The organism is Lichenicoccus sp., assembly GCF_965276875.1.
GTDB lineage: Bacteria > Pseudomonadota > Alphaproteobacteria > Acetobacterales > Acetobacteraceae > Lichenicoccus.
Map to the genome: position 1 here is coordinate 3,161,784 of NZ_OZ255701.1, position 15,592 is coordinate 3,177,375.

The 15,592-nt window shown below is 62.8% G+C and carries 13 protein-coding genes and 2 pseudogenes; 11 read left to right on the forward strand and 4 right to left on the reverse strand.

Annotation, left to right across the window (positions count from 1 at the left end; translation table 11 throughout):
• Positions 1 to 38 precede the first annotated feature (38 nt).
• Genes ACQY4K_RS15335 through ACQY4K_RS15360 form a run of 6 tightly spaced genes read left to right on the forward strand, consistent with a single transcriptional unit; the run spans position 39 to position 7,465 of the window.
• A complete protein-coding gene (locus ACQY4K_RS15335; RefSeq protein WP_428391055.1) occupies positions 39 to 1,157 on the forward strand; it encodes a sugar ABC transporter substrate-binding protein in 1,119 nt (372 codons plus the stop codon).
• 32 nt (positions 1,158 to 1,189) lie between these two features.
• Positions 1,190 to 2,749, forward strand: a complete 1,560-nt coding sequence (locus tag ACQY4K_RS15340; RefSeq protein ID WP_428391056.1) for a sugar ABC transporter ATP-binding protein — start codon at positions 1,190 to 1,192, stop codon at positions 2,747 to 2,749.
• The gene (locus ACQY4K_RS15345; protein ID WP_428391057.1) at positions 2,746 to 4,773 is read left to right on the forward strand and encodes an ABC transporter permease; all 2,028 of its coding nucleotides are present in this window, start codon (positions 2,746 to 2,748) and stop codon (positions 4,771 to 4,773) included. Before ACQY4K_RS15340 ends, ACQY4K_RS15345 begins: the two co-directional genes overlap by 4 nt.
• A gap of 53 nt (positions 4,774 to 4,826) precedes the next feature.
• Positions 4,827 to 5,570 (forward strand): SDR family oxidoreductase, encoded by a 744-nt coding sequence (locus tag ACQY4K_RS15350; protein WP_428391058.1) that lies wholly within the window; start codon positions 4,827 to 4,829, stop codon positions 5,568 to 5,570.
• A gap of 32 nt (positions 5,571 to 5,602) precedes the next feature.
• Positions 5,603 to 6,535: a 3-keto-5-aminohexanoate cleavage protein gene (locus ACQY4K_RS15355; protein ID WP_428391059.1), complete on the forward strand. Its 933-nt coding sequence runs from the start codon at positions 5,603 to 5,605 to the stop codon at positions 6,533 to 6,535.
• 45 nt (positions 6,536 to 6,580) lie between these two features.
• Positions 6,581 to 7,465, forward strand: coding sequence for an SMP-30/gluconolactonase/LRE family protein (locus ACQY4K_RS15360; RefSeq protein ID WP_428391060.1), 885 nt, complete (start codon positions 6,581 to 6,583; stop codon positions 7,463 to 7,465).
• Between the two features lie 18 nt (positions 7,466 to 7,483).
• On the opposite strand, the gene ACQY4K_RS15365 is transcribed toward ACQY4K_RS15360, so the two are convergent.
• Positions 7,484 to 7,735 carry a hypothetical protein gene (locus tag ACQY4K_RS15365; RefSeq protein WP_428391061.1) on the reverse strand — a complete coding sequence of 84 codons (252 nt, stop codon included), beginning with the start codon at positions 7,733 to 7,735 and terminating at the stop codon, positions 7,484 to 7,486.
• A gap of 271 nt (positions 7,736 to 8,006) precedes the next feature.
• Here ACQY4K_RS15365 and ACQY4K_RS15370 point away from each other — a divergent pair, with 271 nt between their 5' ends.
• Complete coding sequence (locus ACQY4K_RS15370; protein ID WP_428391062.1) at positions 8,007 to 8,939, forward strand: 3-hydroxyacyl-CoA dehydrogenase; 933 nt, start codon at positions 8,007 to 8,009, stop codon at positions 8,937 to 8,939.
• Positions 8,940 to 9,485: 546 nt separating this feature from the next.
• Here the strand turns inward: ACQY4K_RS15370 and ACQY4K_RS15375 are convergent.
• The 3 genes and pseudogenes from ACQY4K_RS15375 to ACQY4K_RS15385 form a co-directional block, all read right to left on the reverse strand.
• Positions 9,486 to 9,611 (reverse strand): hypothetical protein, encoded by a 126-nt coding sequence (locus ACQY4K_RS15375; protein WP_428391063.1) that lies wholly within the window; start codon positions 9,609 to 9,611, stop codon positions 9,486 to 9,488.
• A pseudogene (locus ACQY4K_RS15380) lies at positions 9,608 to 10,208 on the reverse strand (IS5/IS1182 family transposase); the annotation flags it as partial. The pseudogene ACQY4K_RS15380 and the gene ACQY4K_RS15375, both read right to left, overlap by 4 nt.
• A gap of 444 nt (positions 10,209 to 10,652) precedes the next feature.
• Positions 10,653 to 11,635, reverse strand: a pseudogene (locus ACQY4K_RS15385) (IS110 family transposase).
• A gap of 211 nt (positions 11,636 to 11,846) precedes the next feature.
• Here ACQY4K_RS15385 and ACQY4K_RS15390 point away from each other — a divergent pair.
• Genes ACQY4K_RS15390 through ACQY4K_RS15405 form a run of 4 tightly spaced genes read left to right on the forward strand, consistent with a single transcriptional unit; the run spans position 11,847 to position 15,592 of the window.
• Entirely contained in the window at positions 11,847 to 12,956 is a 1,110-nt protein-coding gene (locus ACQY4K_RS15390) for a LacI family DNA-binding transcriptional regulator (protein WP_428391064.1), read from the forward strand.
• Positions 12,892 to 13,839 carry a substrate-binding domain-containing protein gene (locus ACQY4K_RS15395; protein ID WP_428391065.1) on the forward strand — a complete coding sequence of 316 codons (948 nt, stop codon included), beginning with the start codon at positions 12,892 to 12,894 and terminating at the stop codon, positions 13,837 to 13,839. Before ACQY4K_RS15390 ends, ACQY4K_RS15395 begins: the two co-directional genes overlap by 65 nt.
• Entirely contained in the window at positions 13,836 to 14,585 is a 750-nt protein-coding gene (locus tag ACQY4K_RS15400) for an ATP-binding cassette domain-containing protein (protein WP_428391066.1), read from the forward strand. Before ACQY4K_RS15395 ends, ACQY4K_RS15400 begins: the two co-directional genes overlap by 4 nt.
• Positions 14,582 to 15,592: an ABC transporter permease gene (locus ACQY4K_RS15405; RefSeq protein ID WP_428391067.1), complete on the forward strand. Its 1,011-nt coding sequence runs from the start codon at positions 14,582 to 14,584 to the stop codon at positions 15,590 to 15,592. The genes ACQY4K_RS15400 and ACQY4K_RS15405 overlap by 4 nt, the downstream gene beginning before the upstream one ends.

Below are 15,592 nucleotides of genomic sequence, written 5' to 3' on the forward strand. Positions count from 1 at the left end.
AGAGATCGGTCTAAACGCGAATAACGGGAGGGAAAACAATGAAAAGAATGCGGCGTCTCAACACAGCCCTGCTGGCCGGCATTACGATGTACACGATGGCAGCGACCGCGCATGCTGCACCGTACAAGGTGTATCTCAGCATGAGCTATATCGGGAATGACTGGCAGGCCGAGGCCGAGAACATGGTCAAAGCCATGTCAGCCGCCAGTACACTTAAGGACAAGGTCAAACTGGATGTTCAGGTTTCAGGACCGAACGCACAGCGGCAGATTCAGCAGATCAATGCAATGGTGCAAGCAGGCGCCAAGGCGATTGTAGTCTACCCGATTTCGCCAACGGCGTTGGACCCGGTCATTCGCTCGGCCTGTGCCAAGCATGTCGTGGTCATTGCCTACGACGCCCAGGTCACCGAACCCTGCGCCTTCAATGTCCATATCGATCAGCGCGAGGCGGGCCGCGTCACTGCCGAATGGCTTGTCAAGGCAATGCGCGGTAAGGGAAACCTTGTCCTGATGACGGGCGTTCCCGGCACCTCCGTCGACACCAATCGCACTGCCGCTGCCAAAGAAGTCTTCGCCAAATATCCCGGCATCCACATCGTTGCGGAAGGCGTGGGCATGTGGAGCCAGGCTGTGGCCCGCACCGAACTGTCTAAGATCGTCGCGACGCATCCCTGGAGCGGCATCGATGGCCTCTGGATGCAGGTCGGCTGCTTCACCGCAACGTCCATGGAAGGTGAAGCTGGCATCAAGGAAAATGCCCTGAGGCCTTGTGCGGGCGAAGGTTCGAACGGGCATCGCATTGAGATGCTACCGTCCGGCACCGCTGTGGACGGCGCCCAGGGTCGCTATCGCCCAATGGGCCTGCCCAGCATCTCCTATGCCTCGCCGCCATATTCTGGAGCGCTGGCCCTCAAACTTGCCGTGGCGAAGCTCGACGGGCAAAATATCCCGCATGACACGGTTCTGCCCCTGCCTCTGGTGACGAACGCGACGGTCAACCTCTGCAAAACCGGCACCTGGGAAGACATGCGCAACGGCTGCAATACCTTCCAGCCCGCTGTCATAAAAAACCCTGGTTGGTTTGCGGCGATTTTCTTGAAGGACACCCCCGAGGTAGGGCTGCAAGCCGCTCTCACCGCGACGCCGGAGCACTGACCAGATCCGCGGAGGACGAGAGAGGACAGAGCTTGATAGACGCTCCCGCCATCGCCGTCGTCAATATCCGTAAAGCCTACGGGCCGACGGTGGCGCTTGCCGATGCCAGCTTTACGGCGGCCGCTGGTTCCGTCCATGCGCTGCTCGGCGAGAACGGTGCCGGCAAGTCGACCATGGTCAAAATCCTCAGTGGTCTCGTGCGTCCTGATAGAGGCGAGGTGTTGCTGTTCGGTGATAAAGTCCGCTTTGCGGGCCCACGGGATGCGCAGCATGCGAGCCTGCAGACGGCCTTCCAGGAACTCACCCAGATCCCTGACCTCATGGTCTGGGAAAATATGCTGCTGCCTTATCAGCCAACGGGTTTTGCCGGCCTCCTCCGCCGGCAACACGGCGAGGCCATAGTCGCGGCACATCTGGAAAGCCTGGGCCTCGGCGCTATTTCGCCAAGGCGGAGGATTTGCACGCTCGATCTTCCGCTTCGCCAAAAGATCGAAATAGCGCGAGCCATTATGCGCAAGCCGCGTATTCTGCTGCTCGACGAGCCGACCTCCACGCTGTCCGGCAGCGATATTGACTGGCTTGGGGAGGTCATTGCCGGGCTGAAGGGGGAGGGCGCCACGGTCCTGTTCATATCGCACCGCATGCGCGAGGTACGCGATTTCTGCGACGACCTCACCATTCTTCGAAACGGCAAGAGCGTCGGGAGTTATGAGGTTTCGGCAGTGACCGATGACGAGGTGATCGAACTGATCATCGGCCGGTCGATCGCTGCAACCTTTCCGCCGAAGCCAATCATCAACGCCGCGCGCGCGCCTATTCTCGAAGCGAAGGACCTCTGTGCCGGCCGAATGGAAGATGTTTCCTTTCAGCTTCGGCCGGGGGAGATCCTTGGCGTGGCAGGCCTGCAAGGCATGGGCCAAATGGATCTGTTCCGTGCCTTGTTCGGAGATATCGATGTGCGCAAGGGAACGCTCTCGGTAGACGGTGAGGCGGTGGTTCTGAACTCGCCGCGCGACGCCATCGATGTGCGCATCGGAATCAACCTAGTGCCCGAGGAACGTAAGACGGAAGGGCTGTTCCTCAAGCTCGATGCCTGCGCCAACACCACCCTGCCGGTCATCAAGGGCTTTACGAAATACGGCTTGATAAATCTGGGCGCCGAACGCACAGCCGTGTCGGCGGCGCTTGCGCGCATGCAGGTCGATCAGCGAGCACTCTACATGCCGGCCCGTTCCTTGAGCGGCGGCAACCAGCAGAAGATCGTCCTCGCGCGCTGCCTGGTCACCGGAAGCCGCGTGCTGCTGCTGTTCGACCCCACGCGTGGCGTGGATATCGGCACCAAACACGAAATCTATGTCCTTATCACTGACTTCGTTCGTGCCGGCGGCGCAGTGCTGCTCTACTCCACCGAGATCGCGGAGGTAGTCAACCTCAGCCACCGCGTCCTCGTTGTCTATGACGGCGAGATCACCGCCGAACTCGGAGCGGGCGATATTTCCGAGTCCGCCATCATGCGATCCGCTCTTGGTCACACTGGGAAAGGCGGCGACCATAGTCACCCGGCCGATCTCGCTGTAGGAACGCCGGCTTGAGCGCGTTCACGCGCAGCCGCGTACCGCTGCTGTCGGAACTGCTCTGGCGCCGGGGGCTGCTGACCTCCATCGTCGTGTTCATCGTGCTGTTCGCGACGGTCAATCTGCTCTCCACCTCCGCGATGGGCTATTTCGACATTTCGTACATGTCCTCGGGCGGTGCGACGCTCGCCCTTGCGGCGATCGGCCAAACCATGGTCGTTCTCACAGGCGGCTTCGACCTTAGCGCTGGAGCGGTGATCTCGCTCGTCAATGTGCTGCTCGCGACGCATATGGGCATGACGCCGGGCTCGGAAGTCGCCTGGGTGGTCGCTGGCGTTGGAGTTGGTGCCGCCGTTGGGGCGCTGAACGGCGTCTTCGTCGGCTTTCTGCGCCTGCAGCCGATCGTGGTGACGCTCGCAGTGATGTTCGTGACACAAGGCGTGACCCTGCTGGTCGCGGACAAGCCGGGCGGCGCGGTGCCCGGGGCTTTCGCGGCCTTCTTCACCGGCAGTGTCATTCCCAACCTTCTGCCTGCGCCCATTGTCATTCTCGCTTTCGTCATCGTCCTCTGGGCCCTGCTGAAGCACACCCGCTTTGGGACAGCGCTCTACGCCGTAGGCAGTGACGTCGACGCAGCGCGCTTCACGGGCATCAGCGTGCCGATGACGACCTTCATCATCTATACACTTGCCGGGGCCGCCTACGGCCTTGCGGGTGTCATGGTGACGGCGCAGACCAGCACCGGCGATCCGCTGGTGGGCGACCCGCTCCTGCTGCAAATCTTCGCTGCCGTTGTGGTGGGTGGCACCGTTCTGTGCGGCGGCCGCGGCGGCTGTCTGGGCACAGTCTTCGGCGCCTATAGCCTGATGCTCATCGTGAACATCCTTCTGGTCCTCAACGTGCCGGCCTATTACAGCACGGTCGCCGAGGGGCTGATCCTCATCCTCGCGGCCTTCAGCGGCGCTGCCCATGACCACCTGCCCATCGCCCGCTGGCTGTCAGCGCCAAAGCTGCCCATCCGGCGGCTCAAGGCCGCTCCGCGAGTCTCCACCATTGTCACCCTCGCCGCACAGCCCACGGGCACGGTCATGCCCGTGGTCGCATGGCGGGTGCGTCATGCGGAAAAGCTGCGCTACGCGGTGCCGTCCTATGTCTGCTTCGCAATCGTCCTCGGCATCACAGCCTGGGTATATCATGGCCTCAACTTCAGCTATCTCACGGCGCTCGCGGTGCTCGCCTCCTTCCTCATTGTGCTGGCTCTCGGTCAGGGGACGGTCATCCTCACGGGCGGACTGGACCTATCCTTGCCCTGGTCGATCGGCCTCTCTGGGATCTTGCTCGCGGGTTTCGCGCAGGGGAACGCGGCGAGCGCTTTGTGGGCGGTGCCTGCGGTTCTGGTGATTGGCGCGCTGGTCGGCGCCGCCAATGGGATCGGCGTGGTTGTCTTTGGCCTGCCGCCCGTCGTCGTCACCCTGGGCATGAACGGAATCCTGCAAGGCGCGGCTCTGCTCTATAGCGGCGGCACGCCGGCCGGCTTCGCGCCGCCCAGTATCCGCTGGCTGATGACCGGTCACCTGCTCGGAATCACACCGGTGATCTGGATGATCATCGTCTTCATAGTCCTCGCCACACTGTTGCTGACCCGCACGACCTTCGGCCGCCGCGTTTACGCCGTTGGAAACAGTCAGCGTGTCGCGCGGCTGGCCGGCGTCGATGTCGGGCGCACAATCGTCCTGGTCTATATGCTGAGCGGCCTCTGCGCGGGCCTGGTCGGGATTATGCTAAGCGGCTTCAGCGGCCAGGCCAGCCTCGGCATGGGCGACGACTATCTGCTGCCGTCCATCGCAGTGGTCGTCGTCGGGGGCACGCTGATCACCGGAGGGCGTGGACACTACCTCGGCATGGTCGGAGGCGTGCTGCTGCTGACGGCCCTGCAGGTGCTCCTCGCCGGCACCACCACGCCGGCGTCGATTCGTAAAATCCTCTACGGCGCTGTCGTTCTGACGGCCGTTATCGCACTTCGCGAGCGAACGACGATCTAAGCTTTGGGAGAACAATCACCATGCTACAGCGCCACCTAACGCCTGGTCTGAGAGTGCTGGTGACAGCCGGTGCCGCCGGCATCGGGCGTGCCATCGCGAATGCCTTCGTCGAAGACGGGGCGAAGGTTCATGTTTGCGACATCAACGAAGCAGCGCTCGCCGAGTGCCGTGGCACTCTCAAGGTCACGACCAGCCGCATCGACGTCTCGCAGGAGAATGAGGTCAAGACACTGGTCGCCGAGGCAGAGGCGGCCTTGGATGGCCTTGACGTCCTCATCAACAATGCCGGCATTGCCGGGCCCACGGGCGCGGTGGATGAGATCGCGACGGAGGACTGGCGCCAGACGCTTAACATCAATCTCAACGGCCAGTTCTATTGCGCGCATTACGCCGTGCCCTTGCTGCGCCAGGCAGGGGAAGCCGCCATCGTCAACCTGTCCTCGGCTGCCGGCCGTTTCGGCTACGCCTTCCGCTCGCCCTATTCCGCTTCGAAATGGGCCATCATCGGATTGACGCAAAGTCTTGCCAAGGAATTGGGACCGTCAGGCATTCGCGTCAACGCGATCCTGCCGGGCATCGTGGAAGGCCCGCGCATGGCAGGCGTCATCCGCGCTCGCGCGCAGCAGATGGGCATTTCCTATGAGGCGATGGAGGCGCAGTATCTGGAGAGGATCTCCCTGCGGCATATGGTGACGCCTGACGACATCGCCTCCACCGCTCTGTTCCTCTGCAGCAAGGCTGGGTGGAACATATCGGGGCAGTCGCTCAGCGTTTGCGGCAACGTCGAATCCCTTTAGCCTTTATCGACACGCCTGGGGGAAGAGCCATCATGGCCAAGTCCAAAAAAGTTATTATCACCTGCGCGGTTAGCGGTGCGATCCACACGCCGTCGATGTCGCCCTATCTACCCGTCACTGCGGATGAGATCGCGGAGGCGGCGCTCGGTGCGGCGGAGGCCGGAGCTGCTATCGTGCATCTGCATGCCCGCGATCCGAACACCGGCAGGCCAGACCAACGGCCGGAGGCCTTCCTGCCGTTCCTGCGCGTCATCAAGCAGGCGAGCGATGTCGTCATCAATCTGACTAGCGGCGGCGCGCCCTATATGAAGATCGACGAGCGCATCAAGCCGTCGGCGACTTTCAAGCCGGAGGTCGCGTCCCTCAATATGGGGTCAATGAATTTCGGCCTTTTCCCGATGTTGAAGCGGTATGCGCAACTCAAGCACGATTGGGAACGCGAGCATCTTGCCAACAGCGAGGATCTCATTTTCCGCAATACCTACAAGGATATTGAATACGCCCTGGCAGTCTGCTCGGAAAACGGCACGCGTTTCGAGTTTGAGTGTTATGACGTTAGCCATCTCTATAACCTCGCGCATTTCGCGGAGCGCGGCTTGGTCAAGCCGCCCTATTTTGTTCAGACCGTCTTCGGCATTCTTGGCGGCATAGGCTCCCACCCGGAAGATGTCATGCACATGAAGCGCACGGCAGACCGTCTGTTCGACCGAGACTATTCCTGGTCGGTTCTCGGGACGGGAAAGATGCAATTGCCGATTGCCGCCATGGCAGCGGGCATGGGCGGTAACGTTCGTGTCGGACTGGAGGATAGTCTGTGGATCGGGCCCGGGCAACTCGCCAAGACCAATGCCGAGCAGGTGCGCAAGGCACGCCAAATCATCGAAGGCCTCGGCCTCGAGGTCGCCACACCGGCGGAGGCGCGAGAGATCCTGTCCCTCAAGGGCGGAGACCGCGTCGAATTCTGAAGGTCCGGCAGCAGGTCCTCGACAAATGGCAAGGGAGCTTAAGCCATGTCCAACGATGCCGATATTCGCATCCACGTTGCGTGCAAGAACATCCTGGGTGAAGGCCCGCTCTGGGACGTCGAGGAGCAAAGGCTCTACTGGATCGACAGCTTCGGTAACCAGATCTCCCGTTGCACTGCCGATGGAACGGAGATCGAAAGCTGGGATGTGCCGGCGAAAATCGGCTCCATGGCGCTGCGCCGGAACAGTGGCGCCGTGCTGTCTCTGCAGACCGGCTTCCACGTCTTCGACTTCAAGACCGGCGAGTGCGCGCTGATCCATGATCCCGAGGTGCATCTTCCCGGGACGCGCCTCAATGACGGCAAGGTCGACCGTCACGGACGCTTCGTAGCGGGTTCCATGGACATGGATGAGGCGGGTCCGAATGGCGCGCTCTATCGACTTGATCCCGATCTGTCGGTGCATGTTCTCGAAAGCGGCATCATCTGCTCGAACGGACCGTGCTGGAGCCCTGATGGCAAGACCTTCTACTTTACCGATACCTGGTCCAAGGAAATCTCCGCCTATGACTACGGCCTCTTGACGGGAACTCTCACCAACAAACGCCGCTTCGCCTCGTTCGAGGAAATCGGTGGAGCGCCCGACGGCGCCACCGTGGATGCGGAGGGCTTCGTCTGGAGTGCCGCGGTCTATTCTGGCCAGATCGTGCGCTTCGCGCCGGACGGTAGCATCGATCGCATCATCAAGATGCCCGTCCTGAACGCAACGAGCGTCAACTTCGGCGGTCCCAAGCTCGATGTGCTCTATGTCACCTCCATGGCGCGACCGCCACTGCCGCGCTTCCCGGAGGATGGGCCGATGGCCGGTCACCTCTTCGCTATCCACGGCCTCGGCGTGCGCGGACTTCCCGAACCACGCTTTCTCGGCTGAGAGACCGCGATAGGGCACTTACTTGACTGCATCGGCTTGGAGACTGAGAATGACGATTGTTGGATCGCGCCATTTGCGATCGTGATCGGCCTTGTCAGGCTTGAGACCGATGCCTCCGCCCGGTGGAGCGTCATGTTGCGTGGTAGGATTAAACGGATCACCGTCGGGCTCGGCGGCAATGTTCGAGAGACTGTCGTGCTGCATACCGAGCCCGGCTTTCCCTCGACGAGTGGAGAGAATGTTACCTTCGGCGATCTCGCGCTGCAGCACGGTTGCAAGATCGTGGCAGGCTCCCTGATCGGGGTTAGCAACCTTAATGGCGCCTCCGTCGGGCAAAGCTGCCTGATGCGTTAAAGGCTACCATTGGAAAAGGAAATCCCGATAACGAGCCCCTGAAGGACGTCCCTGGCAAGGTCGTGGGGGAGGTCTCGGACTCGCATATTCAACGACTGCGTAAAGGCACGAAGACAGACGGGGCGAACTAGACGGCGCTGTAGCCGTGGCGAGCAGATCGCTTAAGAACAGAAGGAAGCGGAACGACATGGTGAAAGTTGCGGTCGTCGGGACAGGTTTAGTTGGGCGAGCCTGGTCGATTGTCTTCGCTCGCGCGGGCTTTGATGTCGCGATGTGGGATGCCTATGCCCCGGCAGTCGGCGCTGCGCGGGACTTCATCGGTCGCAGACTGCCGGAGCTTGGCGAGGCCGGCCTGTTGAAGGGTCAATTGCCCGAACAGGTAATGGCCAGGCTCGCAACGGCGCCCTCGTTGGCGGCGGCACTTGCCAGTGCCGAATTTGCCCAGGAAAGCGGCCCGGAGCGTGTGGCGGACAAGCTGGCGCTCTTCACCGAGATGGACCGGCTAGCCCCGCCGGAGACGATTTTCGCAAGCTCTACGAGTACCATCCGCGCAAGTGTCTTCAGCGAGGCCGTTCCCGGCCGCGCCCGCTGCCTCGTCGCCCATCCGGTGAATCCACCCTATCTCATCCCATTGGTTGAACTCAGCCCGGCGCCCTGGACCGATGCCGCTGTCGTGGACCGCACCTGTGCCTTAATGCAGAATGCGGGCATGGTCACAGCCGTAGTCAAGCGCGAGGTCGACGGCTTCATCCTAAACCGCCTCCAGGCGGCGCTACTTTCGGAGGCGATGTCGCTGATTGAGGCGGGTACTGCGGATGCCGAGGATATCGATGCCACGGTCAAGCACGGCCTCGGGCTGCGCTGGTCCTTCATGGGGCCGTTCGAGACCATCGACCTCAATGCCCCCGGCGGCCTGACGGACTACTGCGGCAGGTACGGACCAAGCTTTGTCGAGATGATGACGCAGAGCAAACCGTCATCCTGGTCGCGTGAGACGATAGAGGCGTTGGACCGTGTTCAGCGTGCACGCACGCCCGCGGGCGAGCATACCGCACGGCAGGAATGGCGCGACCGTCGGCTCATGGCGCTCCTCGCCCATAAGGCGACGCAACCGGGATAACCCTGCACGAAACAAGGCGATGCGCTTTTACGAAGGTCGGCAGGCTGGAATAGGGCTCGCCGACCGGCCTTGAGTTGCACGCCGGCTTGGCAGCGTTGCAGGCGTTGACTAGATCGGCCGGTGGATCCTTCTTGAACACAGTTTTGTAGCCTTCAAGAACCGTCGCCTGCACCACGGGCAGCGACTGCACGCCGGCCACCGCCGCGGCGATCGACGCAACAGAGCCCCAGGTAGGTCGAGCGGCGGTAGACAATGGCAGCGATCACGGGGTTCAGGCCCGATGTTAAGAACTGCTGCGCACACACATTCAGACCAGCCTCATTCCACTCTAGCGGGCTGCGGAAAAGCTACCAGCGATTGGCGTTGAAAGAGGATTCGTGGCCGAGGTGGAAGCGGATGTTACCGGTGAGGGTGCCGTCGTCCTCTAGTTGCGCGTCGCCATCGTCAGAGGCCTCATCCATTTCGTCGTGACCGATCCAGGTAAAGTGGATGCTGGCTTGTCCATAGTGGCAGTCCAAGCCGCCTTGGACCGCACCAAAGGCGAATTCACCACGCCCCGCCCGGACTGAACTGGATGTAGCCCGGGCCAAGCAGGTCGATGAAGTCGCTGTCCCAAAGCTCCATCTCCGTAATCCGCCGCTTGCCGATCATGTGGTGCTTTGGCGTCGTCATGCTGGTGTCCCGAGCAGCTTCGGCAACCGGATCAGGTTGGCGGCCGTCGTGGTCGGGGTGACCAGCCATCCGACCCGGTCAAGCCCATGGTGGCGGGTTTTGCGCAGCCAAGCGGTCGCCTTGATCCAGCCGCCGTGAAGCGAGTTTACGCGAGCTTCGCTCACGGTCTCGCTTCAACGTCGATCCGCTTTCGGACGCGCTGGCTGACTGCGTAGCCAGGGTGGCGCGTGGTGCGGCCATCGATGGCAGACCGTCTGCCTGCCAAGATCTGTGCAACGTGCGGGGTGACGCCCATCGCGCGCAGGTTGGCGATGCGCTCTGCGGCCTCGTCGGCCTCGTCGGCACCGAGGGTGACGCGTTACCCGCGCCCGACGGCGGCGATCATGGCCTCGGCCGCCTCGCATTCGGCCCTTCCGGTTGCATGCCTGGTCCTGACGTCGACGATCAGCCCGCTCCGGTTCTCGATGAACAGATGCCCCCTGTAGCAGAGCCGCGATGGTTGGCCGCTGGGCTGCGGTAGAGCCGTGCATCTGGATCGGCGACCGAGGCGTGCGTCTCGTTGCTTCGCTTCTCGCCGCGGAAGTTGCGCTCGGCGTTGCAGGCACCAGCGCATCAGGGCTCAGGTAGCTGAACATCGCCCTGGTCTGCTCGTCAGTCCCGCGCATCCAACCCTGGATCCCACAGAACAAGAGAATCTGATCAGGGCGATCTCCGCACCTGAATTTCCGCAGCCTGCTCTCATGTCCGCATTCGAGGGTTTGGGCGAGATTATTCGTCCGCGGTTAAGGCGGATGTTGCGGGGGCGGGATGCGCAAGGCAGGAGACAGGACCCGAAGACGCCGGTTGAACAAGCTCTCATGCGCGGGTTGGATACCGCATGACCGTGGTTTCGTCTCGGGGCTGCCTCATTCTAAGGAACGAGCATCGGTCCGGGGACCGGCTCATAACAGGTCCGGAGGGTTCCCCACCGTGGCCCTGTCTCCAGCCATGCGCACCAGATTGGTTGTTGGCCTCCTCCGTCCGCCTCCGTTCCGCTGCCGATCAGGCGAGCGCGGGCTGAGCGATGCGGGCGATCGCCCAGATGAAGCCGACCATTTCGCGAGCGATAGCCGTGGTGACCACGACCTTCGGTTTGCCGGCAGCGGCCAGACGGCGATATCGCGCGCACAGTCGGACCTGCGCCTTCCAAGCGATATCCCGGATCTGCGCAGGCAACTGCTCCAGACGGTCGTGGATCTTTCGGCTCACGCGAGCCGACATCCGGTATGTCCAGGCGCCCTCGATCAGCACGCGTCGAGCCAGCGCATTGCCGGCCTTGGTGATGCCGCCGCGCCGGACGCTGCTCCCCGACGAATGCTCGCTCGGGACCAGGCCGAGATAGGCCATCAGCTGTCGGGGATTGGAGAAGCGTCGGAAGTCGCCGACCTCCGCCACGATGGTAACCGCAACCACGAGTGCCACGCCGCGCATCGCCTGCAGAGCTACGACCACCGGAGCCATCGACCAGCGCGGCAGCAGGTCCGAACGCCGCGGTACACCCGCTCATGGCGAAGCAGGAAGCCTTGCAGATGCTGCCGCGTCTTGCCCAGCACACGGACCGCGGTCGCTCGCGTCCGTATCAGATCGCGCATCGCCTGGTGCGCGCCATCGGGGACCCAGAGCGCCGTCAGCTCGCCGGCCCGACGCAATTTCGCCAGCATCGTCGCATCGCGGGGATCCGTCTTTGGCCGGTCGCTTGCCTTGATCGAGATCAGCGATGGCGCCACCACCACGCATTCGTGCCCCGAGCCGGTCAGCAGCCGGTGCAGCCCATAGCCGCAGGGGCCGGCCTCGTAGCAGAAACTGAGCCGGCGGCCAGGCTTGACCAGCCGAGCCACCATCTTACCCAGATCTCGGGGCGGTTTTCGATTACGCCGATCTGTCGAACCTCGCCGCCGCGCCCGCTCTCGGCCACTGCCACGCACACCGTCGCCTTGTCCATCTAGTTCGACAAAGGTGATATCGTCCAGCAGGCCGTCCTCCATGCATGAGGCTCTGTGCCGGTCATTCGGCACAACCCTCGACATGGTGCATGACGAGGACAGACCGCCGATCACGCAGCGGACATTGGGTCTAGCGGCCAAGAACACAGGGCGCTCCAAACGCCTGCAATGTGGGTTGGCTTGACAACCCCTGTGCAATCTCTACACGCTTTGTAAACCGGTTTACGGAGACGGGACGGTGGAACGATCGGGCGTGGCACGGCTTAGGGAAGTGGCACAAGCGGCGGGCGTGTCGGCGGCCACAGTGTCCCGTTATCTAAACCGCAGCCTCATCCTTCCTGCCGAGACCGCAGCACGTATCGAGTCGGTCATCCGCAGCCTGGACTATCGTCCCAATCCGCACGCGCGGCGGCTGAGCCGAGGTCGCTCGGATACGATCGGCCTAGTGATACCGGACGTCGCCAATCCGTTCTTTGCCGGACTTGCCGACGCTGTAGAGCAGGAAGCCGAGCTCCATGGGCTAGGTCTGCTGCTGTTCGCCACGCGCAATCGCTCGGAGCGCGAGTTGGATGCCATCTCCCGGATCGGCCGTACTCTGGTTGACGGGTTGATTTTCGTTACTAATCACGCCGACGATGGATCGTTGGCGCGGGCGATCAACGCGGAACGCGGCGTCGTGCTGCTGGATGAAGACATCGCCGCGGCACAAGCGCCGAAGATCCTTGCCGACAACCACAATGGCGGCGTCCTTGCCGGGCGACACCTGATCATGGCCGGGCACCGCCGGCTTGGTTTCATCGGCGGGCCTCAGGATTTGCTGAGCACGACTGAGCGCCGAGCTGGCCTACGCGACGCCGTGCTGCAGGCCGGTCCGGCGTGTTCGGTGACCTTCGAGAACTTTGGTGACTACACCGCGGACGCTGGTCGCGCCGCCGCGTCCAGGCTGCTCAACATGACGAACCGACCCACCGGCCTGTTCGCCGCCAGCGACAAGATTACCCTCGGGCTGCTCGACGGTTTGCGTGCCGGCGCCATGCACATTCCTCGCGACATGTCACTCGTCACCTTTGACGATGTCGGGCCGCTGCACTTGCTGGATCCGCCACTGACGGCAATCCGGCAGCCGCTGCGCGAGATGGCCCGACGCGGGGTCGATCTGCTGCTTGCGCGGCTACGCGGCGAGTCCATGCCCGAACAGACGGTGCGGCTACCTGTGCAGTTGATCGACCGCGCCTCAGTCATAGCACCACGCCGGAATACGATTTCTGCAAATGCCACACGCATCAGGAGGAAGCACGATGCCTATCATCAGACGGGAGTTTCTCAGCACGGCAGCCGGCCTCGCGGCCACAATCGGGCTTAAATCCCAAGCTCAAGCGGCAGCGGCTCCGACGTTTGCCCTGATACAGATCAACGAGCAGGCGATTTTCTTCAACCAGATGAGCGCGGGCGCCCGACAGGCGGCAAAGCAGGCAGGCGCGACGCTGGTGATTTTTAACGCCAACGATCAACCCACACAGCAGAACAATGCCATCGAGACCTATACCGAGCAAAAGGTGCAAGGCATCATTGTCGATGCCATCGACGTGAACGGCATCATGCCAGCGGTGCAGTCGGCGTCTGCTGCGGGCATACCCGTAATAGGTGTCGATTCCGTCCTTCCCGCTGGGCCGCAGAGGACGCAAGTCGGCGTTGACAACGAGCAGGCCGGACACCTAACCGGGAACTACTTCGTACGTTATGTCAAACAGTCCATGGGCGGCCATGCCAAGCTCGGCATCGTGGCGGCCTTGAACTCCTCGATCCAGAACATCCGGCAAAAGGGTTTCGAGGCGGTAGCAAGGCAAGAGCCCGGCGTTAAGGTCGTCGGTGTTGTGGACGGGCGCAATATTCAGGATAATGCGCTTACCGTGGCAGAGACGTTGCTGACCGGCAATCCGGACCTCACGGCGATTTACGCCACCGGCGAGCCGGCGCTGTTAGGGGCGATCGCCGCCGTGAACAGCCAGGGGCGACAGGACAGCGTCAAGATCTTCGGCTGGGACCTGACGGCGGAGGCGATCGCAGGCATCGACGCCGGCACCGTCGTCGCGGTGGTGCAGCAGGACCCGCGGGCGATGGGAGTGGCGGCGGTGGGCGCGCTGCTGACGTTGCGCCAAGGCGGCACGGTTCCGAAGAGTATTCCGATTCCAATCACCATTGTGACCAAAGCTAACGTTCAGCCGTATCGGGCGATATTCAAGTGAACGGGACCGTAGCTCCGGCGCCGCTGATGTCATTACACGGCATCGGCAAGAGCTTCGGATCGCGCAGCGTGCTACGCGACATCGACCTCGACCTGCTCGGCGGTGAATGTCTGGGGTTGGTCGGTGACAATGGCGCCGGCAAGTCCACGCTGACCAAGATCATGTCCGGCGCCTATCTCCCCGACTCCGGGCACATCCTGCTGGAGGGTCGGCCGGTGACGCTTAGCGGTCCCGCCGAGGCACGAGCGCTGCATATTGAGATGGTCTACCAGGACCTCAGCCTGTGCGACACGGTGGACGTCGCCGGCAACCTGTTTCTCGGCCGGGAGATCTGTCGCGGCGGCTTCCTGGACCAGAAGACGATGCTGCGCGAGTCCCAACGCATGCTCGACGCCCTGGAGGTGCGCATCCCCAGCCTGACGTCCAAGGTGGCGCAGCTCTCCGGAGGGCAACGCCAGTCGATCGCCATCGCCCGCGCCGCGTCGTTCGCCCCACGCGTGCTGCTTTTGGATGAGCCGACCTCGGCACTGGCGGTGGCGGAAGTTGAAGCGGTGCTGGGATTGATCCGTCGGGTAAAAGCGCGGGGTGTCGCTGTGGTGCTGATCACCCATCGGCTGCAGGATCTGTTCCGCGTCTGCGACCGCATCGCCTTCATGTACGAGGGCACGAAGGTAGCCGAGCGTCAAGCCGCGGAGACCAGCCTTGAAGAGGTGGTGCAACTTATCGTCGGCGGCACCGGGCATTGAGCGGCCGCAATCTCCGGCGGCAGCCGCTGCGCAACCCTGGTTTTTGGGCCGACTTCCTGATCGAGCACGCCCAGGTGCTGTCAATCGCACTGTTCTTCGTGCTGTGCTGCCTGCTGTTCGCGGTGTTCAGCCCGGTGTTCCTGATGCCCGGCAACCTGCTGAACCTTTTGCGGCAGGACGCGCCTATGCTGATCGTGGCAGTGGCAATGACGTTCGTGATCACCACCGGTGGCATCGATCTGTCGGTCGGCTCGATCGTGGCGCTGACCAACGCGCTGGCGGCGATCGCACTGCGCGCCGGCCTGCCTTGGCCGCTGATGGCGCTGGCAATTCTACTGGTCGGCGCGCTGATCGGCGCGGCGCAGGGTTGGTTCATCTCGTACCAGAAAATCCCAGCCTTCATCGTGACCCTGGCCGGACTGTCAATGCTGCGCGGTCTGGCACTGCTGCTGACCAAGGGTTATTCCATCCCCTTGCCGCCGCACGGCGTCTTTCTCGAACTCGGACGTGGCTGGCTGCTTGGGCTGCCAGTGCCGGCGATCCTTGCTTGCCTGGTTGCGGCGAGCGGTCTGGTGCTGCTGGCACGGACCCGATACGGGCGGCAAGTGGTCGCGGTGGGCGCCAACGCGGAAGCGGCGCGTCGTGCTGGCATGCCGGCCCAGCGTGTTATTGCATCGGTGTACGTGCTCAGCGGCGTGGCCTCCGCACTGGCCGGGCTGGTGATCGCGGCACGCCTTGGTTCGGGCTCCTCCAACGCCGCGGAGGGCTTCGAGCTGAACGCCATCGCCGCAGTCGTGCTCGGCGGCACCGCGCTGCTCGGCGGCGTCGGCACGGTGATCGGCACTGTGCTCGGCGCGCTTACCATCGCAGTGATCGGCAACGGGCTGATACTGCTGCACGTCTCGCCCTTCCTGACCCAAATCGTCACCGGCGCCATTATCCTGCTCGCGATCTGGCTCAACGCCCGCGTGTTTGCGCGCCTTACCGTTACTCGCAGAAAGGCCTGA